Source organism: Anaeromyxobacter sp. SG17, from assembly GCF_022690695.1.
GTDB lineage: Bacteria > Myxococcota > Myxococcia > Myxococcales > Anaeromyxobacteraceae > Anaeromyxobacter > Anaeromyxobacter soli.
Genome location: NZ_JALCYX010000007.1, coordinates 103,664 through 126,214, shown reverse-complemented (window position 1 = coordinate 126,214; position 22,551 = coordinate 103,664). Strand labels below are relative to the sequence as shown.

Below are 22,551 nucleotides of genomic sequence, written 5' to 3'. Positions count from 1 at the left end.
AGCCGGCCGCCGCCGGCCCTGCGCGCGACCGCGCCCGCCGCCCTCGCGAAGGCGCCGCCCGACGCCTCCCCGGAGGCGGCGCCTGCGAAGCTCACCGGCGCGCGCCGTGTGCTGGTGATCGAGGACGACCCGGCCTTCGCCGAGGTGCTCTGCGGGCTCGCGCGGGAGCGCAGCTTCGCCTGCGAGCTCGCCACGACGGCGGCCGCGGGGCTCGAGCGGGCGTTCGCGGAGCCCCCCGAGGCGATCGTGCTCGACGTGGGGCTGCCGGACCTCTCCGGGCTCGCCGTGCTCGATCAGCTGAAGCGCGACCCGCGCACCCGCCACGTCCCGGTCCACGTGATGTCGGTCGAGGACTACACCCACGCCGCGCTGGAGATGGGCGCGGTCGGGTACGTCCTGAAGCCGGTGAAGCGCGAGGAGCTCCTCGGGGCGTTCGAGACCCTCGAGCAGCGTCTCCGCGCCGGGGTGCGGCGCATCCTCCTGGTGGAGGACGACCCCGTCCAGCAGGAGAGCCTGTCCCGGCTGCTCTCGGGGCGCGACGTCGAGACCGTCGGCGCCTCGACCGTGGTGGACGCGCTCTCGAAGCTCGGGAGCCAGACCTTCGACTGCGTGGTGATGGACCTCGCGCTCCCGGACGGCTCGGGCTTCGACCTCCTCGAGCGGATGGCCGCGAGCGAGCGGACGCCGTTCCCGCCCGTCATCGTCTACACCGGCCGCTCGCTCGAGCCGGACGAGGAGCAGCGGCTGCGGCGCTACTCGCGGTCCATCATCGTGAAGGGGGCGCGCTCACCCGAGCGGCTCCTCGACGAGGTCACGCTGTTCCTCCACCAGGTCGAGTCCGAGCTCCCGCCGGAGCGGCGCCGCATGCTCCAGGTGGCGCGCAGCCGCGAGGCCGCCTTCGAGGGCCGCCGGGTGCTGGTGGTGGAGGACGACGTCCGCAACGTGTTCGCGCTCGCGGCGCTCCTCGAGGCGCGCGGCGCGACGGTGGACATCGCGCGGAACGGGCGCGAGGCGCTGGAGGTGCTCGCGCGCACTCCCCGCACGGACCTCGTGCTGATGGACATCATGATGCCGGAGATGGACGGATACGAGGCGATGCGGCGCATCCGCGCCGATCCGCGGCTCGCGAAGCTGCCCATCATCGCGCTCACCGCCCGCGCGATGGCGGACGATCGCCAGCGCTGCCTCGACGCCGGGGCGAACGACTACGTCTCGAAGCCCATCGACCTCGAGAAGCTCCTCTCGCTCATGCGGGTCTGGATGCCGCGCTAGGAGACCTTTGGCCTCGCAAGACGTCGATCTGGAGATCCAGCTCCTCCTCGAGGCGATCTTCGAGAAGTACCAGTACGACTTCCGCCGCTACGGCCGGGCCTCGATGAAGCGCCGCCTCGTGCGCGCCGCCCACCGCCTCGGCTGCCGGACGCTGTCCGCCCTGCAGGAGCGCGTGCTCCACGAGCCCACCGTTTTCCCGCAGCTCCTCGAGGACCTCACGATCCAGGTGAGCGATCTCTTCCGCGACCCCTCGTACTTCCGGGCGGTGCGGGAGCGGGTGGTGCCGGTCCTCGCCACGTATCCGTCGGTGAAGCTCTGGATCGCGGGCTGCGCGACCGGGGAGGAGGTCTACTCGTACGCGATCCTGTTGCGGGAGGAGGGGCTCCTCGAGCGGACGATCATCTACGCCACGGACATCCACCCGCCGGCGCTCGCGCAGGCGGAGGCGGGCGTGTTCGCGCTCGAGCGCATGCCCGCGTTCAGCGAGAACTACCAGCGCGCGGGCGGGAAGGGCTCGCTGTCCGATCACTACGTGACCGGCTACGGCGGCGCCGCGTTCGACCGCTCGCTCCGCGCGCGCGTCGTGTTCGCCGACCACAGCCTCGCGACCGACGAGGTCTTCGCCGAGGTGCAGATGGTCTCGTGCCGGAACGTGCTCATCTACTTCGACCGCGGGCTGCAGGACCGGGCGCTGCGCCTCTTCGCCGACGCGCTCTGCCCCATGGGGTTCCTCGGCCTCGGCGCGCGCGAGACCGTCCGCTTCTCCGCCCAGGCCGGGCGCTTCACCGACTTCGATCGGGGAGAGCGGATCTACCGGAGGGCGTGAACGTGGCCGAGCCGCGCATCGTGGTCATCGGCGGATCCGCCGGGGCGATCGAGACGCTCCTCGAGATCCTCCCCGCGCTGCCGCCGGGTTACCCGCTGCCCGTGGTCGTCGTCGTCCACCTGCCCGCGGGGCAGCCGAGCCTCCTGGCGGAGGTCCTCGGCACCCGGAGCGCGCTCCCGGTCGTCGAGGCGGAGGACAAGGCGCGCGCGTGCCCGGGTACGGTGTACCTCGCGCCGCCCGACTATCATCTGCTCCTCGAGGGGGACGGTACGCTCGCGCTGTCCGTCGACGCTCCCGTGCATCACTCCCGGCCGGCCATCGATCCGCTCCTCGAGTCGGCGGCCGACGCCTTCGCGGACGGCGTCGTCGCGGTGGTGCTCTCCGGCGCGAGCAGCGACGGCGCCGCGGGCCTCGCCGCCGTGCGTCGCGCCGGCGGGCTGGCGATCGTCCAGGACCCGGCGACGGCGTCGTCGCCGCTCATGCCCGAGGCGGCCCTCCGCGCCGCGGACCCAGAGCTCGTGCTCTCGCCCGCGGAGCTCCGCGTCCACCTCGCCGCCCTGGGACGGACGGGGGTGAGGCGGTGAGCGGCCCGGAGAAGATCCTCCTCGTCGACGATCGAGAGGAGAACCTCGTCGCGCTCCAGGCGCTGCTCGCGAGGGACGGGCTCGAGATCCACTGCGCCCGCTCCGGCGAGGACGCGCTCGAGCTCGTCCTGCGCCACGAGTACGCGCTCGCGGTGCTCGACGTGCACATGCCCGAGATGGACGGCTTCGAGCTCGCCGAGCTGATGCGCGGCACGCGGCACGCGCGCGGGGTGCCGGTCATCTTCGTGACCGCGGCGGCCCGGGAGCCGGGGCGCGTGTTCCAGGGGTACGAGGCCGGGGCGGTGGACTTCCTGCACAAGCCGCTCGATCCGCACGTCGTCCGCTCCAAGGTGGACGTCTTCCTGCAGCTCGCGCGGCAGCGGCGCGAGCTCGCCGCCCGGCTCGAGGAGCGAGACGGGCTCGTGGCGCAGCTCCGCGAGCAGCTGCGCATGAACGAGACCTTCGCCGGGATCCTCGCGCACGACCTGCGGAACCCGCTCTCCTCCATCCTCACCTCGGCCGAGCTCATCCAGCGCCGCGCCGAGAGCGAGCCCACCGTGAGGACCGCCCAGCGGATCCTGTTCTCCGGGCGCCGGATGGCGCGGATGATCGAGGAGCTGCTCGACTTCACCCGCCTGCGCGTCAGCGGCGGGATCCGCCTGGAGCGGCGAGCCGCGCGGCTCGGGGAGATCGCCCGGCGCATCGTGGGCGAGCTCGAGGGCGAGCACCCGGAGCGGACGGTCGTCGAGGTGCGCGGCGACGACTCCGGCGAGTGGGACGTCGACCGGCTCGGGCGCGTGGTGTCGAACCTCGTCGCGAACGCGCTGCAGCACGGCGAGGATCGGCCGGTGCGGGTCGAGGTGGACGGCGGGGACCCGCGCACGGTGGAGCTGCGCGTCCGCAACGCCGGCGCGATCCCGCGCGAGCTGCTCCCGTCGATCTTCGACCCGTTCCGCTCCGGCGCGCGCCGCGGCAGGCGCGGCGGGCTCGGGCTGGGGCTCTTCATCGTGCGGAGCCTCGTGGAGGCGCACGGGGGCGACGTGGGTGTGGTCTCCTCTCCCGGCACCGGGACGACCTTCGCCGTCCGCCTGCCGCGCCTCGAGCCCGCGCAGTCGCGCGAGGCGCGCGTGGAGACGGGGCCGCGCAGGGAGCCGGACGAGGCCGACGGGCTGGCCGCGCCGGCCGCCCCGAAGGACGGGGCGGGCATCTAAACGGCCGATCATGATTCGAGGACCAGGCGAGCGACGCGAGCCCGCCGGGGCGACGCCGCGGAAGCGGCGAAGCCGCTCGCGGCGGCGCACGGGACCCGGCGGGCAGGGGTGGGGCCCCGACGAGCTTCGCTCGGCGGGGCGGGGGCGCAGCCCCCGTTCGAACATGGCTGAACGACAGCGTGATTCGCGTCACCAAAGGTGATCGCGAATCACGAACTGTCGTTTAGCGCCGCGAGGATGGCGGAGCTCCGGGGCCGTGTCCGCGTAGAGCCGGCTCCGTCCCGGCCCCGGCGGGTCGGCGCGCGCCCGCGCGGGTATCCAGCTGCGCCACGTCACGTGCCCTGCCGAAAGTCGTGGGGAACGCGGCCGTCATCGGTTACGCCTTGCGCGTGCGCCGCGCGCGCGCTCGAGGACCGACCGATGCCACACCCCACCGACGACCGCACCTTCCGGCTCCCGCCCCATCTCCGTCCGCTCCGCTACGAGGCCACTTTGTCCGTCGATCTCGACGGAAAGCGCTTCTCGGGCAGCGAGCGGATCGAGCTCTCGTCCTCGAGGGGGGTGGACGAGATCGTCCTGCACGCCGCCGAGCTCGACGTGACACGCGCCGCGCTCCACGCCGGCGGCCGCGTCCTCGTCGCGTCGGTCACGCCGGCGCCCGCGAGCGAGACCGTCGTCCTGCGCTTCGCGGAGCCGGTGCAGGGCGGGCCGGGCACGCTCGAGCTCGCCTGGACCGGGCGCATGAGCCCGGGGCTCCGCGGGCTCTACCTCGCGGCCCCCGCCCTCTGCGCGACGCAGTTCGAGGCGGCGGACGCCCGGCGCGTGTTCCCCTCGTTCGACGAGCCGGGCTTCAAGGCGACGTGGCGGCTCACGATCGAGGCGCCCGCGGGCGCGGTCGTGCTCTCGAACGGCGCACCCGAGGGCGAGGAGGTGCTCCCCGGGGGCCGCCGGCGGGTGGTCTTCGCCGAGACCCCGCCCTTGCCGACCTACCTCGTCGCGCTCGTCGTCGGCGGGGTGCAGTCCTTCCCATCCGTGAACGTCCGCGGCGTGCCGGTCCGCACCTGGGCCTCGCCCGAGAAGCTCCCGCTCACCGGCTTCGGCCAGGCCGTCGCCGTCGAGGTGCTGCCTCGCCTCGAGGACTACTTCGGCGTGCCGTACGCGTTCGGCAAGGTCGATCAGGTCGGGCTCCCCGAGTTCGAGGCCGGGGCGATGGAGAACGCGGGGCTCATCACCTTCCGCGAGGTCGCCCTCCTCCTCGATCCGGGGACCGCGTCGCTCGCCCAGAAGAAGCGGGTGGCCGAGGTGGTCACCCACGAGCTCGCGCACCAGTGGTTCGGCAACTATGTCACCATGACGTGGTGGGACGACCTCTGGCTCAACGAGGCGTTCGCCACCTGGATGGCGTTCAAGGTCGTGGATCAGTGGAACCCCGCCTGGCGCGTCTGGCTCGAGTTCGACCAGGGCAAGGCGGCGGCGATGCACCTCGACGCCCTGCGCTCCACGCACCCCATCCACGCCGAGATCCGCGACGTGAACGCGGCAGGCGAGGCGTTCGACCTCATCACCTACGAGAAGGGCGGGGCGGTGCTCCGCATGATCGAGGGCTACCTCGGCGCGGAGCGGTTCCGGGACGGGATCCGGCTCTACATGCGCCGCCACGCGAAGGGGAACGCCGTCGCCGACGACCTGTGGGGCGCGCTCGCCGAGGCCTCGCGCGAGCCGGTGGTCGAGCTCGCGAACGCCTGGATCGGCCAGCCCGGGTTCCCGCTCGTGCACGTCCGCCGCGAGGGGCGCGTGCTCACGCTCGAGCAGCGGCGGTTCTTCTCGGAGGGGAGCGCCGCGGGTGGGGAAGACACGGTCTGGCCGGTGCCGCTCGTCCTCCGCCACGGCGACGGCGATCGGGTGACGGAGCAGCGCGTCCTCCTGCGCGAGCGGCGCGCGGAGGTGGAGCTCGCGGGGGCCGACGCGCCCGCCTTCGTCTGCGCCAACGCCGGCGCGACGGGGTTCTACCGGGTCGCCTACGACGCCGCGGGGCTCGAGGCCCTGGGGCAGAACCTCGCCGGGCTCGCGCCCGCGGAGCGCATCCAGCTCGTCTCCGACGAGTGGGCGCTCGTGCGGAGCGGCGAGCGGGAGATCGGGGCGTTCCTCGATCTCGTGACGCGCTTCGGCGGCGAGGAGGATCACGCGGTCCTCGACGAGCTCGTCGCGCGCCTGTCCGCCATCGAGTACCGCCTCCTCGGCGACGGCGACCGGCTCCGCTTCGCGGCGCTCGTCGTGACGCTGTTCGGGCCGCGCCTCGCCGCGTGCGGCTGGGGCGCGGCGCCGAGCGAGGGTGACGAGGTGCGCCTCCGGCGCGCCGCCGCGGTGCGCGCCCTCGGGCTCGTGGCCCGGAGCGCGGGCGTGACCCACGAGGCGGCGGCGCGGCTCGACCGCTGGATCGGCGGCGACCGCGGGGCGCTCGAGCCGAACCTGCACGACGCCGCCGTGGCGATGGCGGCGCGCGGCGGCGACCTCGCGCGCTTCGAGGCGTTCCGCGGGCTCTTCGCCAAGGAGACCGACCCCGCCTTCCGGCGCCGCTGGCTCCTCGCGCTCGCGTCCTTCGAGGAGCCTGCGCTCGCGGCGCGGGGAGTGGACCTCGTCTTCACGGACGAGGTCCCGCTGCAGGACGTCGCCTCGTTCGTCGCGGCGCTCCTCGCGAACCGCACCGCGCGGCGCCCGTTCTGGGACAGGCTGCGGGCGGACTGGGAGGAGCTGCACGGACGGGTGAAGGGAGCGCCGATGCTGCTCCGGCGCGTCGTCGAGGCCATGGGCGCGCTCGTCGAGCGCGGCGAGCTCGAGGAGGCGGAGGCGTTCCTCGCGGCCCATCCGCTCGGCGAGGCGCGCCAGGCCATCGCCCAGACGCTCGAGCGGCTCCGCCAGGACGTGGCGCTGCGCGAGCGGACCCAGGCCGCGGTCGGCGCCTGGCTCGAGGCGCGATAAACGTTCGAACGGGGGACTGCGTCCCCCGCCCCGCTCGCCGGGGCCCGTGCGCTGCCGCGAGCGGCTTCGCCGCCTCCGCGGCGTCGCCCCGGCGGGTTCGCTTCGCTCGCCTGTTCGCGAATCAGGGTCGGCCGTTTAGACTCCCCCGCGTGACCTCGACGCCCGCGGCTCCGCCCGCCCGCCCGACGCCCCCCTGGCTGTTCCTGTTCCTGGACCTCCCGTTCGGCGCGGCGGTCGGCTACGCGATGATCGCGATGCCGTTCTGGCTGCGGCAGGGCGGGGTGCCGCTCGACCGGGTCGGCGCGATCAGCGCGGCGGTGTTCGCCCCGCACGCGTTCAAGATCCTCTGGATCCCGGTGCTCGACATCGGGTCGCTGAAGCGCGCCTGGTACCTCGCCATGACGACGGCGACCGCGGCGCTGCTCGTGGCCGCCTCGCTCGTCCCCGATCCGCTCCGGAACCTCGGCCTCTACACGACGCTCATCATGCTCGCGCAGGCGACGGCGACGACCGGCCACGCGGCCAACAACGCGCTCATGGCCATCACCACCCGCTTCGAGGACAAGGGCAAGGCGGGCGGGTTCTCGATGGCCTCGAACGTGGGCGGTACGGGCCTCCTCGGCGCCCTGGCGCTGTGGGTGTCCGAGCACGTCTCGCCGCGGGCGGGGGGGATCGTGCTCGCGCTCGTCGTCGTCGCGAGCGCCTCGCTCGCGCTCCGGATCGTCGAGCCCCGCCGGGTGGACGCGGCGGTGGCGCGGGCGGGGAGCGTGGCGCGCGCGCTCGGGCTGCACCTGTGGGAGATGACGAAGGACCTCGGCCGGACGGTGCGCAGCCGCGCGGGGTTCACCGGGCTCGTCATCTGCCTCGTCCCCGTCGGCTGCGGCGCCCTCACGAACCTCTTCGCCGGCATGGCGCCCGACTTCGGCGCGTCGGCCCGCGTGGTGGAGCTCGTCAACGGGCTCGGCGGCGGCATCACCAGCGCGGCGGGCTCGCTCGTGGGCGGCTACCTCGCGGATCGGATGAGCCGCCGGCTCGCCTATGCCGTGGCCGGCGGGATCACCGCGCTCTCCGCGCTCGCCATGCTGCTCGCGCCGCTCACGCCGGCGACGTACGCGTGGGGCACGCTCGCGTACTCGTTCGCGAACGGGATCGCCTTCGCGACCTGGGCGGGCATGGTGCTCGAGCTCATCGGCCACACGGCCGCGACGACCACGAAGTACGCGCTCTTCAACTCGGCCTCGAACCTCGCCATCAGCTACGTCACCTGGCTCGACGGCTGGGCGGCGAGCGCGCCGCTCTTCCCGGCGAGCCTGCGCGGCTCGCACGGCTCGCTCGCCATGGACGTGGTGCTCACGTTCACGGGCATCGCGGTGCTGCTCGTCATGGTGGCGGTGGTCCGGCGGCGGGGCGCCCCTGCGACGGTGCCCGAGCCGGGCACGCCGACGTAGCGGCCCCCGTCGCGTCACTGCGGCGGGTACTCCGACTCCGCCTCGACCGACCAGTCGCCGGGCGGCGCGGGCACGGCGGCGCGCACCTCGACCTCCTCGCCGCGGCGCACCTGCGCCGTGCCCTCGGCGGGGATCGTCCGTCCGGTCACCCGATCGCGGAGCCGGAACGTGACCTGGATCTCGCCGTCGCCGCCGGCGTTCCGGATCCGCGCGGCGGCGATCCACCCGTCCGACCGCTGCTCCAGCCAGGTCGCGGCGACCGACGGCCGCGGGCCGGCGCACGCCCGGACCGCGAGGGCTCCGGCGACCGCGGCGACGACGAGGGCGAGCGCGCGCTTCACGTCACTTCCCCGGGACCCAGGGCGGATAGAGGATGAGGGCGGCGAGGATCGACGTCGCCGTCGCGACGACCAGGGCGAGCGCGGTGAGGGACGGGAGCGGATCCGCACGCCGCTCGCTCCGCCCGAGGCTCGCGAGCCCGAGCGGCTCGGGCACGATGGGGAGCTTGTGCTCCGCTTCGTACTCCCAGTGCGGAAGGAACCCCTCGTCGCGAAGGGCAGGGCAGATCGCGGCGAGACGGCGCTCGAGCTCGGCGCAGTCCTCCGCGGTGAGGGTGACGCGAGGCCACAGCCCCTCCTTGCCGAGCGCGACGCCGAGGTTCCGCCCGAACTCGGCGAGCGCGAGGAACTGGTGCGTGGACTCGTCGTCGAGCGTGCCCCACTCCACCACGTCGACCACGCGCCCCTGGCGCCTGCCCGCCACGTCCTGCACCTGGTGCGCGAGGTAGGCGATGAGGTTGTTCGAGCCGTCGCGGCGGTGCGGCGCGTGCTGCACCCGCGCGCCGTCCACGTGGAGCCGCCCCATGGAGCCGGCCGCGTCCTCCACCGCCAGCTCGAACGGGCGCCCGGGAGCGTCCTCCCGCTCGACGAGGACGCTCAGCGCCGCGAGGGGGCTCTCGCCCCGGGGCGGGCCGAGCGCCTCGTGCTTCGCGCGCTCTGCGTGGTCGCGGCCCCGCGTCCTGGCGAGCAGGGCGTAGCGCAGGACGCGGAGCGCGCCCGGGACGCCGCGCGCCCCGAGGAAGCCGACGTAGGCGAAGAAGACGGCGAAGAACGCGAGGGTGAGGGTCTCGACGTTCGACCGCTGCGCGAGCGTGACGAGCACCCTGCCGCGCACCAGGAGGAGCACCTCGCCGGCGAGGGCGCCCACGGCGAGGACGGCGTGCAGCTTCGCGAGCGCGTGGGCACGGCGGGTGAACTCCCGCGCGGTGCGTGCGCCGGGCTCCGAGACGACCTCCTTCGCCGGATCCACTCCCGGAAGCTTGCGCCCCATCCCGGCGGGCGGTAGAGCCCTCGCGGCGAGCGGCGTGGCGGTCCGGCGGGGGCGTGTGCGACGCCGGTGCGCCACCGCAGCCGTTGCCGACGTGCCTGGATCGTGCGGAGCTTGGGACACGGACGGCGCGCGCACGCTTGGCTGGGACGGGAACAGTTCGCGGGACGGGCGCCGCGCAGGGCGGAACGCCCCTCGGCGCGCGAGTGCCGGCGGGGGGCGCACCGCCGCTGTTCTTCCGGTCGCTGCGCGACTTCCTCCGCGTCCTGCCCGGAGCCGCGCAGCGCTTCTGGGTGCTCGTCATCGCGACGGGGTTGCTCTCCGGGCTGGGCGCGGGCGCGCTGCTCTACGTCCTGCGACTCGTCCAGGGGCTCGCCTGGCCGGACGCGGATCGGTTCATCGCCGCGGTCGAGGCGGCGCCGCCGCTCCAGCGCGTCCTCGTGCCCACCCTCGCCGGCGCGCTCGTCACGGTCGTCTATCTGTTCTGGCGGCGGCCGATGGGCGGCCACGGCACCGCGCGCATCATCGAGGCGATCTGGCACCGCGATCGCCAGCTCGCGCTCGGGCCGACCATGGCGCGGGGGCTGCTCTCGATCATCGCCGTCGGCATGGGCGCGTCCCTCGGCCGGGAGGGCGCGCTCGTGCAGGCCGGGGCGTCGTCGGGATCCTGGCTCGCGTCGCGGCTCAGGCTCGACGAGCGGCAGACGCGGGTCCTCGTCGCGTGCGGCGCCGCGTCGGGCATCGCGGCCGCCTACGACACGCCGATCGGGGGCGCGCTCTTCGGGCTCGAGGTGCTCCTCGGCTCGTTCGCGCTCGAGCTGCTCGGGCCCATCGTCGTGTCGTGCGTGGTCGCGACCGCGGTCTCGCGCATCCTGCCCGGCGCGCACATGACTTACATCATCCCGGAGTACGAGCTGCTCCACCCGCGCGAGCTCGTCCCCGGCCTCGTCCTCGCGCCCTTCCTCGGCCTCGCCTCGGTGATCTTCGTCCGGGTGATGGGGTGGGTGGAGGTCACGTTCGAGCGGTTCCCGCGCTGGATGAAGCCGCTCCTCCCGGTGTTCGGGCTCTTCGTCGTCGGGCTCATGTCCGTGCGCTGGGCGCCCGTGCTCGGCAACGGGTTCGACAGCGTGCACGCGATGCTGCTCGGCACCGTGCAGCTCAAGGCGCTGCTGATCTTCCCCTTGCTGAAGCTCGCGGCGAGCGCGCTGTGCACCGGCTCCGGCGTCCCCGGTGGACTCTTCACGCCGTCGCTCTTCTACGGGGCCGCCATCGGCGGCGCGGCGGGCGAGCTCCTCGCGCTCGTCTTCCCGGGGCTCGCGCCTCCCGGCGCGCTCGCCCTCGTCGGGATGGCGGGCGTGCTCGCCGGCACGACGCACGCGGCGGTGTCGTCGGTGCTCATCATCTTCGAGATGACGGGCGACTACGGCGTCATCCTCCCGCTCATGCTCTCGGCCGCGATCGCCGCCGCGACGAGCCGGGCCATCGAGCCCGACTCGCTCTACACCGCGCCGCTTCGCCGGCGCGGCGTGCGGCTCCCCGAGCTGCCCCGCCCGGACTGGCTCCGCCGCACCCCCGTGGCCGCGCTGGTCGTGCCCGACGCCGTGCGCGTCGAGCCGACGCTGCCGTTCGACCAGATGCTGAAGAAGCTCCTCTCCCTGCCTCCGGGGCACGATCTCTACGTGACCACCGTCGACAACGAGCTCCTCGGCGTCATCCAGCTCGACGCCCTGAAGGGCACCATCTCCGATCACGCCCACCTGGGGATGATCGTGGCGGCCGACGTGGTGAACCGGGACGTGGTCCCGATCACGACCACGATGAGCCTGGCGGAGGTGGCGGAGCGCTTCGGGGAGACCGACCTCGACCGGCTGCCGGTGGTCGACGATCGGCGGAGGCTCGTCGGCACCGTCGCGATGCGAGACCTGCTCGCGCAGGGGACGTTCTAGCCGGGGACCTCCCGACGCATGGGCTCACGTTCATCCCGCCCGGGTATGCCGTGGGTGTGTGTAGGCGCAAGCACCGAGAGTGGAGGAGATTGACACCGGCGCGCGGGGAAGGCGAAGTGGCGCGTGCGGTCGATCGCCGCGGAGGCCGACATCCATGCCCGACAGCCCCAGCGCTTCTGCCGTATCGCCCCAGACTGGCGCGCGAGCGACGGGGAAGGTGAAGGGGACCCTTCTCCTCGCGCGCCTGAAGTACCTGGAGGCCCAGGGAGAGGAGAAGTCGGGGCGCGTGGTGCGGCACCTCTCGAAGGCGGATCAGGAGGCGCTCCGCGGGATCGTCCTCCAGAGCGGCTGGTATCCGGCGGACCTCCTGCTCCGCCTGGAGATGACCGCCGCGGCGATCCTCGCGAACGGAGACCGGACGCGGCTGTTCCTGGACATGGGCCGGTTCAGCGCCTCGACGAACCTGGGAGCGGCGGGGGTCCAGCGAGCGTTCGTGCGCGACGGTGATCCCCAGCGGTTCCTCGCGGACGTGCCTCGCATGTACGCGGCGCAGCACTCCTCCGGACACCGCGTCCACGAGGCGACCGGAGAGCGCGCGGCGCTGATCCGCACCTGCGGCGAGGAAGAGGTGGTCGCCGAGGACTGCCTGACGACCGTCGGGTGGCTCCAGCGCGCGATCGAGATCTGCGGTGGTCTCGGCGTCAGCGTGGTGGAGACGCGCTGCCGCGCGCGGAAGGCGGACTGCTGCGAGTTCCGCTGCGAGTGGCGGTAGGCCGATCGAGACGCGCAGCGATCGCGGCGACGACCTGGTCGCCACCGTGCCTCGATCGTCCTAGTCCCAGCAGTCCTTCCGGATGGGGATGTTGTGGCCGCTGGGCTCGCCGCCCGCGCCCCCGGTCTCCGGGCGGCAGGGGCCCTGGCTCGGAGCCCACAGCGCGCCGGAGCCGCGCGCGGTGCTCCCATCGGCCCGGACGATCGACGGGCGGGGAAGCCGCTGCTGGGGGGCCGCCGCCGGGCCCTCCGCGGGACTCCACGCCGGTGGCCGGCGCGGTCGCAGCACGTCGATGGAGCGGGTCGGCATGGGAGCGTTCCGTAACCGCCGCCGAACCTCGGCGCTCGCGATCGTCGGCGAGGTGGGTCGTTCACGATGCGTGTCGTCGCGGTGCAGCGGAAGCGAGCCGCGCGAACGGGCCGCGAGCGCGACCCGACCTCGGCCTCGACCCCGACCCGACCCTGACCAAGACCGACTCCGTCCACCAAGCCCGTCCGGCCGCCCCTTGCCCACCACCGCGACCCGGAGCACGCTCGCTGGGCGGTGACCACTCTCGTCCTCCACTACCGCAGGACCGCCCGCCACGCGCTCAACGTGCTCCTCGGCGCGGTCGAGACGAATCCCGCCACCACGGACGTCCCCGCCGTCGTCGCGACCTCGCCCGAGGCCGTGATCGAAGCCGCGCGGACGGCGTCGAACGAAGGGCGCAGGCCGGTGGTCGCCTGGTCCTTCTACACGGCGAGCTTCGACGAGGTGACCGCGGAGCTCGCCCGCGTGCGAGCCGCGGTTCCCGACCCACGCGTGCTGCACGTCGCGGGCGGGCCGCACGCGAGCGCGGATCCTGCGGGCACGCTCGCGGCGGGGTTCGACCTCGTGGCCATCGGGGAAGGGGAGGAGACCCTGCCCGCGCTGCTCGCGCGCGTCGCGGTGGGGGAGGATCCGCGCGGAGGGCCCGGGCTCGCCTGGCTCGACGGCGGCGGCGTGCGCAGGAGCGGCCGCGCACCGCCCGTGGATCTGGACGAGGTGCCGCCCTTCGCGCCGCGCGCCGGCCGGATCGGGCCGCTCGAGATCACCCGCGGCTGCATCTGGGCGTGCCGGTTCTGTCACACGCCGTTCCTCTTCCGCGCCCGCTTCCGCCACCGCTCGCTCGACTCCATCCGCCGCTGGGCTCGCGCCCTCGCGCGCGTCGACGCTCGGGACCTGCGCGTGCTCACGCCGTCGGCGCTCTCGTGGGGCTCGGACGACGGCGGCTGCGATCTCGCCGCGCTGGAGGCGTTGCTCGCCACCGCGCGCGAGGCGATCGGACCAGCGCGGCGGCTCTTCGTCGGCTCGTTTCCGTCGGAGCTCCGCCCCGAGCACGTCTCCGCCGAGGCGCTCGCGCTGCTGCGCCGCTACTGCGACAACCGGACGGTCGTCATCGGCGGCCAGTCGGGCTCGGATCGGCTGCTCTCGGCGATGCAGCGCGGGCACGACGCGGGCAGCGTGGCGCGCGCGGCCCGGCTCGCCCTGGAGGCCGGGTTCCTGCCGTCGGTGGACTTCATCTTCGGCCTGCCGGGCGAGACCGAGGAGGACCGCGTCGCGACGCGTCAGGCCATGTTCCGGCTCGCAGCCGAGGGAGCGCGCGTGCACGCGCACGCGTTCATGCCCTTGCCCGGCACCCCCTGGGCGCGCGAGCCGCCAGGACGCATCGACGCCGCGAGCGGGGCCATCCTCGAGCGGCTCGCGGCCTCCGGGGCGGCGCACGGTCAATGGCGGCGGCAGGAGGAGCGGGCGCTCCGGTTGCCGCGCAAGGGTGCGTAGACGCGGCGTCAGTGGGCGCTCACGCCCCAAGCGAGCGAGCATCGAATTGACCTAGATCAAACGACAGATCAAGTCGCGGAGTACGTTCCCCCGAGAGCGGGAGACTCCATGCGCCTCGACACCCATGCCCTGACGATCCTGGCGATCGTCGCCGCCGCGCTCGCGTCACCGCCGCCCGCGCACGCCGCGGGCGGTAACCCTGCCGCGAGCCCGGCGGGACCGACGAAGAGTACGAAGAGCGAGCCCAGCCCCGAGCCGGCGAACGGCGCGAAGGCGCGGGAGACGGCGGAGGGGCCGAGGACGCCTCCGCTGATCCAGGCGGAGCCGCCTCCGTTCTCCGAGGGGATCTTCCCGTGCAGCGGGTGCCACGTCGATCCGGGCGATCGCACCCGCCGCGAGCTCACGTTCCACGAGGACATCCAGAAGGTGTTCGACCACGATTCCAACGCGCGCTGGTGCCTCGACTGCCACGACGCGCAGAACCGGGACGTGCTGAAGCTCGCGAGCGGCGAGACGGTGCCGTTCACGGAGTCGTACCGGCTCTGCGGCCAGTGCCACGGCGACAAGTACCGCGACTGGCGCGCGGGCGTGCACGGCAAGCGCGTCGGCCAGTGGGACGGCCAGAAGACCTATTTCCTCTGCGTGAATTGCCACAACCCGCACACGCCGGGCTTCAAGGGCGTGAAGGAGATCGAGGTGGACGGGAAGAAGACCACCGCGCCCACGCTGGAGATGCTGCGCCCCGAGCCGCGGCCGCTCCGTCCCGAGGAGATGCGCCGCCCCGTGGCGCCGAAGGCCTCCACCACCGCCGCGGGCGGGAGGTAGCCATGTCCGAGCGGAAGAGCCTGCCCGTCGTGGCGGACGCGCCCGCCGACCCGTCGCGCCGCGCCTTCATGCGCACCGCCGCCGCCGGCGCCGCCGTCGCGGCGCTCTCCTCCTGCGGCGTGGAGATGGAGGACTTCCTGCGCGGCCACTTCAAGGAGCTCTCGCCGGACGAGCTCCGCCACGTGCTCGCGAAGGTGGAGCGGAAGAACCTCGAGCGTTTCGGGAAGAAGACCACGGTGTCCGCCACCGGCCCGCGGCCCGGCGTCGAGTTCGGCTACGGCCTCGACCTCTCGCGCTGCGTCGGCTGCCGCCGCTGCGTCTACGCGTGCGTGGCGGAGAACAACCCGTCGCGGCAGAGCCCGCAGATCCAGTGGATCCGGGTGATGGAGATGGACAAGGAGCACGGCGTCGATCTCGCCCACGCGAACCACTACTACGAGGCGGACGCGGTGCCGCGGCCGGGCAAGTTCTACATGCCCGTCCAGTGCCAGCAGTGCCGGAACCCGCCCTGCGTGAAGGCGTGCCCGACGCAGGCGACGTGGAAGGAGAAGGACGGCATCGTCGTCATCGACTACGACTGGTGCATCGGGTGCCGCTGCTGCATGTCCGCCTGCCCGTACGGCGCGCGCCACTTCAACTGGGCGACGCCGACCCTGCCCGCGGACGAGCTGAACCCGCACCAGCACTACCTCGGCAACCGCCCGCGTCCGAAGGGCGTGGTCGAGAAGTGCACCTTCTGCATCCAGCGCACGCGCGAGGGGCGCTACCCGGCCTGCGTCGAGGTCTGCCCCGTGGGCGCGCGCAAGTTCGGCAACCTCCTCGATCCGGAGAGCGAGATCCGCCGGGTCATGGAGACGAAGCGGGTGTTCGTCTTCAAGGAGGAGCTCGCGACGCACCCGCAGTTCTACTACTTCTACGCGACCTAGCGAGGCGGGCGATGAGCGGAGCGGCGGAGTTCGTGAAGGGGAGCGCGCGCCTCCTGGTCACCGGCGGGCGCGCGTACAAGGCCTGGGTGGCGGCGCTCCTCGCGCTCGTGGCGGTCGGCGCGATCGCCTACGTCCACCAGGTGCGCACGGGGCTCATCGCGACGAACATGCGCGATCAGGTCTCGTGGGCGTTCTACATCGGCAACTTCACCTTCCTCGTGGGCGTCGCGGCCGCGGCGGTGCTGCTCGTCGTCCCGGCCTACGTCTACCAGTGGAAGCCGATCAAGGAGGTGGTGGTGCTCGGCGAGCTGCTCGCCATCAGCGCGCTCACCATGTGCCTCCTGTTCATCCTCGTGGACATGGGCCGGCCGGACCGGTTCCTCCACGTCATGCCGCTCCTCGGCACGCCGAACTGGCCGCGCTCGCTCCTCGCCTGGGACGCGCTCGTCCTCAACACGTACCTGCTCCTGAACGTCGCGCTCGTCCTCTACCTGCTCTTCAAGACGTACCGCGGCGAGCACTACGACAGGCGGATCTTCCTGCCGCTCGTCTTGCTCTCGATCCCGGTGTCCATCTCGACGCACACCGTGACCGCGTTCCTCTACAACGGCATGGCCGCGCGCCCGTACTGGAACGCCTCCATCCTCGCGCCGCGCTTCATCGCGTCCGCCTTCTGCTCCGGCCCCGCGGTCATGATCATCCTGTTCCAGATCCTGCGCCGCACGAACCGGTTCCCGATCAAGGACGAGGCGATCTGGAAGATCGCGGAGCTCATGAGCTACGCGATGTTCCTGAACCTGTTCCTGCTCGGCGCCGAGCTGTTCAAGGAGTACTACTCGGCGACCGAGCACCTCCGGTACACGCAGTACTTCTGGGGCGGCCTCGACGGTCACCGGGCCCTGGTGCCGTACGCGTGGCTGTCGCTCACCTGCAGCGTCGCCGCGTTCGTGCTGTTCCTCATCCCGCGCACCCGGAGGAACTACGTCACGCTGAACCTCGGCTGCCTGCTCATCTGGGCGGGCGTCTACATCGAGAAGGGGATGGGCCTCATCATCCCGGGGTTCACGCCCGACACGCTGGGCGAAATTTACGAGTACACCCCGACCGCGACGGAATGGGCCATCGCGGCGGGCGTGTTCGGGGTCGGGTTCCTCGTCTTCACGGCGCTCGTGAAGATCGCGGCGCCCATCCTCGTCGGAACCTTCCGGGCGCCGGAGCGGGTGGCCGCGCCGGGTCCGAGCGGCGCCGGGTTCCCGGCGCACTGAACCACGCACAAGGGAGGAAGCACATGAAGCGCATCGCCGTCGCCCTCGTCGTCCTCGCCGCCGCCGCCGTCGCTCGCGCCGAGGGCGTCGCCCCCGCCGAGATCTTCGCCAAGCGCTGCGCCGCCTGTCACGGCAAGGACGGCAAGGGCAACACCCCGATGGCCCAGAAGCTCGGCGCGAAGGACCTCACCACGCTGACGGCCAGCGAGGCCGACATCGCGAAGACGATCGAGAACGGCAAGGGCAAGATGACGGCGTTCAAGGGCAAGATGACGGAGGCCGAGATCCAGGCCGTCGCGAAGTACGTGAAGGGCGGGCTGAAGTAGGGAAGGAACCGACCGTCCGGGCCGTCCTGCGGGCGGCCCGGACGGGGAGCGCGGCGGACGGGTCCGTGTTATAGGTTTCGCGCGCGAGGCGCCGGAGCCGAGTGGCCCGGCGCCCGCCCGTTTCCGCGAGCCGCTCCGTTGCAGGCGACCCATCAGCCGACAGAGTCGCGCCGTCCCTCCGCCGTCGCGCCACCGCTGCGTGCCGTACCCGCGGCGAGCGCGCCGCAACCGCCCCGGGGCCGGATCGCCGCGCTGGACGCCGCCCGTGCCCTCGGGGTGCTGGCGATGGTGTTCGGCCACACCCTCGACGCGCTGCTCGCGCCCGCCGTGCGGGCCACCGCGGGCGTGGAGCTGTACTGGAAGGCGCGCGGGTTCACGGCGCCCCTGTTCCTCATGGTCTCGGGCTGGGCCGTCACCGTCGCGATCTCGCGCGGGCGCGCGCGTGGCCTCGACATCCCGCGCGGCCGGATCGGCCGCGTCCTCCTCCTGCTCGGCATCGGCTACGCGCTCCGGTGGCCGGGCTGGGGCGTCGAGCGGCTCGCGGCGGGCGAGCTCGACGTGTGGGCGCACTTCCTGTCGTTCGACGCGCTCCACACGATCGCCCTCGCGCTCCTCGCCGCCTCGCTCGTCCTCGCGCTGCCGTGGTCGCGTCGCGAGCACGCGTGGGCGATCGGCGCGCTCGGCCTCCTCTGCATCGCGCTCGGCATGCTCGCGCCGGCGCCGGTCGTGCCGGGCGTCGCCGAGCTGCCGCGGTCGCTGCCGGCGCTCGCGCTCCGGCAGGCGGCGGGAGGGACCTCGCCCTTCCCGCTGTTCCCCTGGGCGGCCTACTTCTTCGTGGGCGCGCTCGTCGGGCTCCTCGCCGGCACCGGCGGTGGTCGCAGCGCCGCCGGGATGGCGCTCGTGGGGGCGGTGCTCGTCGCGGGCACCATCGGGACCGGGGTGGGCGAGATGCCGATGGGGCACCCGCTCCTGTTCACGTTCCGGAGCGGCGCCGTGTTGCTCGTGCTCGCGGCCCTCTCCACGGTGCCGGCGGCGTGGGCGGCGCGGCTCGCGCCGGTCGGCCGCGCGTCGCTCGGGGTCTACGCGATCCACGTCCCGGTGGTCTACGGCTGGTCGACCTTCACGGGCCTCACGAACCGGATCGGGCCCCAGCTCGGGCTCGGGAGCGCGCTCCTCGTCGCCACGGCGGTGCTCCTCGGGAGCTTCGCGGTGAACGTCGCCTTCCAGCGCGTCCGGAGCGGCCTCGTCGCGGCGGCCGCGACCGGCTGGGAGCGCGTCCGCCTCCGCCTCGAGAGCGGCGGCCGGACCGAGGCCGAGGGCGGCGAGTAGCCGCGCCTCACGCGCCGAGCGCGGCCGCCGCGAGGAACTCGATCGCGCGCCGCTCCGCCCAGAAGTCCGGCCAGAACGGCGAGCCCGACACGAACGCGACGTGTCCGCCGGCCGGCGTGGCCTCGAGCGTGACGAGCGGGTTCGCGCGGGCCTCCGCGAGGGGGAGCGCGTCGCCCGGGACGATGGGGTCGTCCATCGCCGCGATGGCGAGCAGCGGCCGGCGGACCCCGGCGAGGAAGCGCGCGGACGAGCAGCGCGTCCAGTAGTCCTCCGCGGACGCGAACCCGTGCAGCGGAGCGGTGAGGGCCGCGTCGTACTCGGCGAACGTGGCCGCCGCCCGCACGCGCGCCGCGTCGATCGCCTCCGGGAACCGCCGCGCCTTCGCGAGCGCCTTCTCGCGCAGGCGGCGCAGGAACCGCTCGCGGTAGACGCGGTTCCAGAACCCCGCGGCGTCGAGCGCCCGCGCCGAGCGGAGGAGGTCGAAGGGGACCGAGATGCCGGCGGCGGCGCGGACCTCCGGGAAGAGACCGTCGCCGCGCTCGCCGACGTACTTCACGACGACGTTGCCGCCGAGCGAGAACCCGGCGAGCACGATGGGCCGCCCGGGCCGCTCCGCGGCGAGCCGGGCCACGACCTCGTGCAGATCTCCCGTGTCGCCCGAGTGGTAGAAGCGCGGAAGTCGGTTCTGCTCCCCGGAGCAGCCGCGGAAGTTCAAGGCCAGCGCGTCGAGCCCGCGCGCGAGCGCGACGGCGACGAGGCCGCGGACGTACGGCGCGCGGGACGAGCCCTCGAGGCCGTGGCACACGACGAGCACCGGCCGGGCCGCGTCGCCGCTCGCGGCGTAGCGATCGACGTCCACGAAGTCGCCGTCCGGCAGCTCCCACCGCTCGCGGCGGGCCCGCGGGCGCGGGTACACGCGGGCGAGGCTCGCGAAGATCGTCATCGCGTGGCCGCCGCGCAGCCAGCGGGCCGGGGCGTAGGGCGAGGGGGGCGGGGACATGGGTGATCGCGCCTGCCCTCACCTGAACTGCGGATGCGCGCGGATCCGCTCGAGGGCGTCCGGCGGGGCGTCGTCGGGGAACGGCGCGCTGGAGCGCTCGAGCCGCGCGAGCCAGCGCGCGTCGAGCGGACGCGCGAGGAGCGCCGGATCCGTGGCGGCGGCGGTGGTCTGCTCCTTCGGGCCGCTGGGATCGCCCTGGCCCACGTGGAAGCCTGCGAGCAGGAGCGCGGCGCGGGTCGCGGTGGCGGTGCTGTACGTGTAGAGCGTGGCCGCGTCGCCGCAGCGGGCGCGCGCGGCCGTGAAGGCCGCCCAGGTCCAGAGCGACGGGTTCGCCTTCGGCGAGAAGGGATCCCAGAAGACGACGTCGGCGCGCACCTCCTCGCGCGGGAGCGTCGCGAGCAGGTCGCCCTGGACGAGTCGCCAGACGACGCGCGGCGACTCGTGGCGGCCGCTCGAGAGGAGCGCGCGGGCGGCGGAGAGCGAGTCCGGGTCGAGCCCGAGCCGCGCGGCGCCGTCCTCGGAGGTCGCGAGCGCGAGCGCGCCGAGGTCCTGCTCGAAGCTCACGATCTCGAGGCCGCGGCCCGGGGCGGCGAGCGTCTCGGCGGCGCGCAGCGCGGCGAGCGCGTTGGAGGCCGCGCCGAGGCCCACGTCCAGCAGCACGAGCCGGGGGCCGGGCGCGGCGAGCCGCTCGCGCAGCCGGGACTGGGCCACGTACAGCCGCTCGGACTCCACGTCCGGACCGATGACGGGGTGCATGACCTCGCCCGCGCGGGCATCGCGGACCGCGGCCGCGCCGAGGGAGGTGGTGACGATCTCGAAGCGCGGGGCGGCGGTCCCGGTCGCGCCCTCGACCGCGGCCGCGGCCCCCGTCGTGTCTCCGGCCTGGGTCGGGCTCACGGTCGTCTTCCTCCCCGGAGGACGCCGCGAGGCGTCGTGCTCGTGCCGGTCGAGCTCGTCGAGCTTCGCCTTCGCGAACGCGGCGTAGCTCCCGGCCTCGATGGCGGCGCGCGCCTCGCGCATGAGGTCGAGGTAGTGGTGCAGGTTGTGGACGGAGAGGAGCCGCGGCCCGAGCGGCTCCCGGCACTTCACGAGGTGGTGCAGGTAGCCGCGCGTGTAGCCCCCGCAGGTCGAGCACCCGCACGCGGCGTCGAGCGGCGCCTGGCTCGTGCGGTGCTCCCCGCGGGTGAGGCGCACGCGCCCGGTGGAGGTGAACGCGGTGCCCTGCCAGGCCATCGTGGTCGGCAGCACGCAGTCGAACATGTCGACGCCGTGACCGATGGCCTCGAGGATGTCCGGCGGGGTGCCGACGCCCATGAGGTAGCGCGGGCGCTCGTCGGGGAGGAGCTCGGCGGTCCGGCCCACGACGTCGAAGCGCTCGGCGCGCGTGTCGCCCACCGCGAGGCCCCCGATGGCGAACCCGTCGAAGGCGTGCTGCGTGAGGAAGCGCGCCGACTCGGCGCGGAGCTCCGGGACGAGCCCGCCCTGCACGATGGCGAAGAGCGCCTGCTCCGGGTTGGTCCGGGCGGCGAGGCTGCGGAGCGCCCAGCGGTGGGTCCGGCCCATGGCCTCGCGGATCGCGGAGGGCTCCGCGGTCGACGGGAGGCACACGTCGAGCACCATCATCACGTCCGAGCCGAGGGCGGTCTGGACCTCGATCGAGCGCTCCGGCGAGAGGAGCTGCGCGCTGCAGTCCACGTAGCTGCGGAAGCGGGCGCCCTCCTCGGAGATCACGCGGTCGTGCGAGAGCGAGAAGATCTGGAACCCGCCGGAGTCGGTGAGGATGGGCCCGGACCAGCGCATGAAGCGGTGGAGCCCGCCCATGTCGCGGACGAGCTCCGGTCCGGGGCGGAGCAGCAGGTGGTAGGTGTTCCCGAGGATGATCTCGGCGCCGAGCGCGTGGAGCTCCTCGGGCGTCATGCCGGTCACGCTCGCGCGCGTGCCGACGGACATGAACGCCGGCGTCTCGACGCGGCCGTGGGGCGTCGTGAACGCGCCGCGGCGCGCGCGGGTCGCGGCGTCCCTCGGGCCGGGCTGGTAGGCGAAGGGCATCGGGATCCTCTAGGAGACCTCGGTCGCGCGGCGACGCGCGATCGCGGCGGCGGAGTCGGCGTCCCACGTCCCCTTGAGCCGGAGCACGCGCTCGACGCCCGCGTCGTGCAGCGCGAGGAGCCGCGCCGACGCGTCGCCCGCGCCGAACGCCGCGAGCGCGCCGGCGATCGCCTCGAGCGTCGACATCCCGTCCGGCCACGGCGGCCGCCGGAGTCGCAGCCCGGCAGGCGGCCCCGGGAGCGACAGGCGCGGGAGCCGCTGGAGCGCGGGGAGGCGCTGCATCATCCGGCGAGCCTGTGTCCAGGTGCCGTCCGGGACGACCAGGATCGGCGGCGGCGTGGCCGGCGCGGCCGCGTCCTCCGGGCGCGGCGAGGGGAAGAGCGCGACCGCGCCCGGGGCGCGGAGCAGCGTCTCGTCGAGCGGGACGCCGGGGAGGGCGTGCTCCAGGATCTCCGCTCCGTCGAGCGCGAGGGCCGCCCAGCGCGCCGTGTTGGACATCCGCTCGCGCTCGCTGGCGTGCCGGACCACGACGAGGCGGAACGGCGCCGCGAGCCTCGGGATGGCGGGGCAGAGGCAGAACTCGGGCGGGAAGCGGCAGCGCGGACAGCGCTGGAGAGGGCGTGGCACGGGCTGCCGGATCTATCACGGCGCGGGGCCGCGCGCCGCG

The 22,551-nt window shown here is 74.1% G+C and carries 19 protein-coding genes; 14 read left to right on the top strand and 5 right to left on the bottom strand.

The window, feature by feature from the left end; genetic code table 11:
* From MNY60_RS05515 to MNY60_RS05490, 6 genes are all read left to right on the top strand, one after another.
* Positions 1 to 1,272: response regulator (locus MNY60_RS05515; RefSeq protein ID WP_242360135.1), on the top strand; the 1,272-nt coding region annotated here is incomplete at its 5' end.
* A 7-nt stretch (positions 1,273 to 1,279) separates the two neighbouring features.
* The gene (locus tag MNY60_RS05510) at positions 1,280 to 2,098 is read left to right on the top strand and encodes a protein-glutamate O-methyltransferase CheR (protein ID WP_242337303.1); all 819 of its coding nucleotides are present in this window, start codon (positions 1,280 to 1,282) and stop codon (positions 2,096 to 2,098) included.
* The gene (locus tag MNY60_RS05505) at positions 2,095 to 2,682 is read left to right on the top strand and encodes a chemotaxis protein CheB (protein WP_242353166.1); all 588 of its coding nucleotides are present in this window, start codon (positions 2,095 to 2,097) and stop codon (positions 2,680 to 2,682) included. The genes MNY60_RS05510 and MNY60_RS05505 overlap by 4 nt, the downstream gene beginning before the upstream one ends.
* Complete coding sequence (locus tag MNY60_RS24170) at positions 2,679 to 3,893, top strand: hybrid sensor histidine kinase/response regulator (protein ID WP_242337307.1); 1,215 nt, start codon at positions 2,679 to 2,681, stop codon at positions 3,891 to 3,893. Before MNY60_RS05505 ends, MNY60_RS24170 begins: the two co-directional genes overlap by 4 nt.
* 420 nt (positions 3,894 to 4,313) lie before the next feature.
* Positions 4,314 to 6,872, top strand: coding sequence for a M1 family metallopeptidase (locus tag MNY60_RS05495; protein ID WP_242337309.1), 2,559 nt, complete (start codon positions 4,314 to 4,316; stop codon positions 6,870 to 6,872).
* Positions 6,873 to 7,021: 149 nt separating this feature from the next.
* A complete protein-coding gene (locus tag MNY60_RS05490; RefSeq protein ID WP_242337311.1) occupies positions 7,022 to 8,320 on the top strand; it encodes an MFS transporter in 1,299 nt (432 codons plus the stop codon).
* Positions 8,321 to 8,334: 14 nt separating this feature from the next.
* On the opposite strand, the gene MNY60_RS05485 is transcribed toward MNY60_RS05490, so the two are convergent.
* Both MNY60_RS05485 and MNY60_RS05480 read right to left on the bottom strand, forming a co-directional pair.
* Positions 8,335 to 8,661 carry a hypothetical protein gene (locus MNY60_RS05485; protein ID WP_242337313.1) on the bottom strand — a complete coding sequence of 109 codons (327 nt, stop codon included), beginning with the start codon at positions 8,659 to 8,661 and terminating at the stop codon, positions 8,335 to 8,337.
* Position 8,662: 1 nt separating this feature from the next.
* Positions 8,663 to 9,628, bottom strand: coding sequence for a hypothetical protein (locus tag MNY60_RS05480; protein WP_242337315.1), 966 nt, complete (start codon positions 9,626 to 9,628; stop codon positions 8,663 to 8,665).
* Positions 9,629 to 9,852: 224 nt separating this feature from the next.
* Between MNY60_RS05480 and MNY60_RS05475 the strand changes: the two genes are divergently transcribed.
* From MNY60_RS05475 to MNY60_RS05440, 8 genes are all read left to right on the top strand, one after another.
* Positions 9,853 to 11,592, top strand: coding sequence for a chloride channel protein (locus MNY60_RS05475; RefSeq protein ID WP_242337317.1), 1,740 nt, complete (start codon positions 9,853 to 9,855; stop codon positions 11,590 to 11,592).
* Positions 11,593 to 11,809: 217 nt separating this feature from the next.
* Positions 11,810 to 12,364 (top strand): TIGR02265 family protein, encoded by a 555-nt coding sequence (locus MNY60_RS05470; protein WP_242337319.1) that lies wholly within the window; start codon positions 11,810 to 11,812, stop codon positions 12,362 to 12,364.
* Positions 12,365 to 12,907: 543 nt separating this feature from the next.
* Positions 12,908 to 14,164: a TIGR04013 family B12-binding domain/radical SAM domain-containing protein gene (locus tag MNY60_RS05465; RefSeq protein ID WP_242337323.1), complete on the top strand. Its 1,257-nt coding sequence runs from the start codon at positions 12,908 to 12,910 to the stop codon at positions 14,162 to 14,164.
* Between the two features lie 108 nt (positions 14,165 to 14,272).
* Positions 14,273 to 14,989: a hypothetical protein gene (locus tag MNY60_RS05460; protein WP_242337325.1), complete on the top strand. Its 717-nt coding sequence runs from the start codon at positions 14,273 to 14,275 to the stop codon at positions 14,987 to 14,989.
* Between the two features lie 2 nt (positions 14,990 to 14,991).
* Complete coding sequence (locus MNY60_RS05455) at positions 14,992 to 15,915, top strand: 4Fe-4S dicluster domain-containing protein (RefSeq protein ID WP_242337327.1); 924 nt, start codon at positions 14,992 to 14,994, stop codon at positions 15,913 to 15,915.
* An 11-nt stretch (positions 15,916 to 15,926) separates the two neighbouring features.
* On the top strand, positions 15,927 to 17,180 hold the full coding sequence (gene dsrP, locus MNY60_RS05450; protein WP_242337329.1) for a sulfate reduction electron transfer complex DsrMKJOP subunit DsrP: 1,254 nt from the start codon (positions 15,927 to 15,929) through the stop codon (positions 17,178 to 17,180).
* 23 nt (positions 17,181 to 17,203) lie between these two features.
* Positions 17,204 to 17,506, top strand: coding sequence for a c-type cytochrome (locus MNY60_RS05445; protein WP_242353162.1), 303 nt, complete (start codon positions 17,204 to 17,206; stop codon positions 17,504 to 17,506).
* A 138-nt stretch (positions 17,507 to 17,644) separates the two neighbouring features.
* Complete coding sequence (locus MNY60_RS05440; RefSeq protein ID WP_255821180.1) at positions 17,645 to 18,835, top strand: acyltransferase; 1,191 nt, start codon at positions 17,645 to 17,647, stop codon at positions 18,833 to 18,835.
* A gap of 7 nt (positions 18,836 to 18,842) precedes the next feature.
* Here MNY60_RS05440 and MNY60_RS05435 read toward each other — a convergent pair whose 3' ends face one another.
* From MNY60_RS05435 to MNY60_RS05425, 3 genes are read right to left on the bottom strand one after another with little or no spacing between them, the layout of a single operon-like run.
* Entirely contained in the window at positions 18,843 to 19,835 is a 993-nt protein-coding gene (locus MNY60_RS05435; RefSeq protein ID WP_242337335.1) for a YheT family hydrolase, read from the bottom strand.
* An 18-nt stretch (positions 19,836 to 19,853) separates the two neighbouring features.
* A complete protein-coding gene (gene tgt / locus MNY60_RS05430) occupies positions 19,854 to 21,884 on the bottom strand; it encodes a tRNA guanosine(34) transglycosylase Tgt (RefSeq protein WP_242337337.1) in 2,031 nt (676 codons plus the stop codon).
* 9 nt (positions 21,885 to 21,893) lie between these two features.
* Positions 21,894 to 22,511 (bottom strand): DTW domain-containing protein, encoded by a 618-nt coding sequence (locus MNY60_RS05425; RefSeq protein WP_242337339.1) that lies wholly within the window; start codon positions 22,509 to 22,511, stop codon positions 21,894 to 21,896.
* Positions 22,512 to 22,551 lie beyond the last annotated feature (40 nt).

What these genes read in the sequence shown, in the direction of transcription:
- MNY60_RS05495 (WP_242337309.1), top strand. Translation starts at nt 4,314, where the DNA reads ATGCCACACCCCACCGACGACCGCACCTTCCGGCTCCCGCCCCATCTC.
- MNY60_RS05460 (WP_242337325.1), top strand. Translation starts at nt 14,273, where the DNA reads ATGCGCCTCGACACCCATGCCCTGACGATCCTGGCGATCGTCGCCGCC.
- MNY60_RS05455 (WP_242337327.1), top strand. Translation starts at nt 14,992, where the DNA reads ATGTCCGAGCGGAAGAGCCTGCCCGTCGTGGCGGACGCGCCCGCCGAC.
- dsrP (WP_242337329.1), top strand. Translation starts at nt 15,927, where the DNA reads ATGAGCGGAGCGGCGGAGTTCGTGAAGGGGAGCGCGCGCCTCCTGGTC.
- MNY60_RS05445 (WP_242353162.1), top strand. Translation starts at nt 17,204, where the DNA reads ATGAAGCGCATCGCCGTCGCCCTCGTCGTCCTCGCCGCCGCCGCCGTC.
- MNY60_RS05435 (WP_242337335.1), bottom strand. Translation starts at nt 19,835, where the DNA reads ATGTCCCCGCCCCCCTCGCCCTACGCCCCGGCCCGCTGGCTGCGCGGC.
- tgt (WP_242337337.1), bottom strand. Translation starts at nt 21,884, where the DNA reads ATGCCCTTCGCCTACCAGCCCGGCCCGAGGGACGCCGCGACCCGCGCG.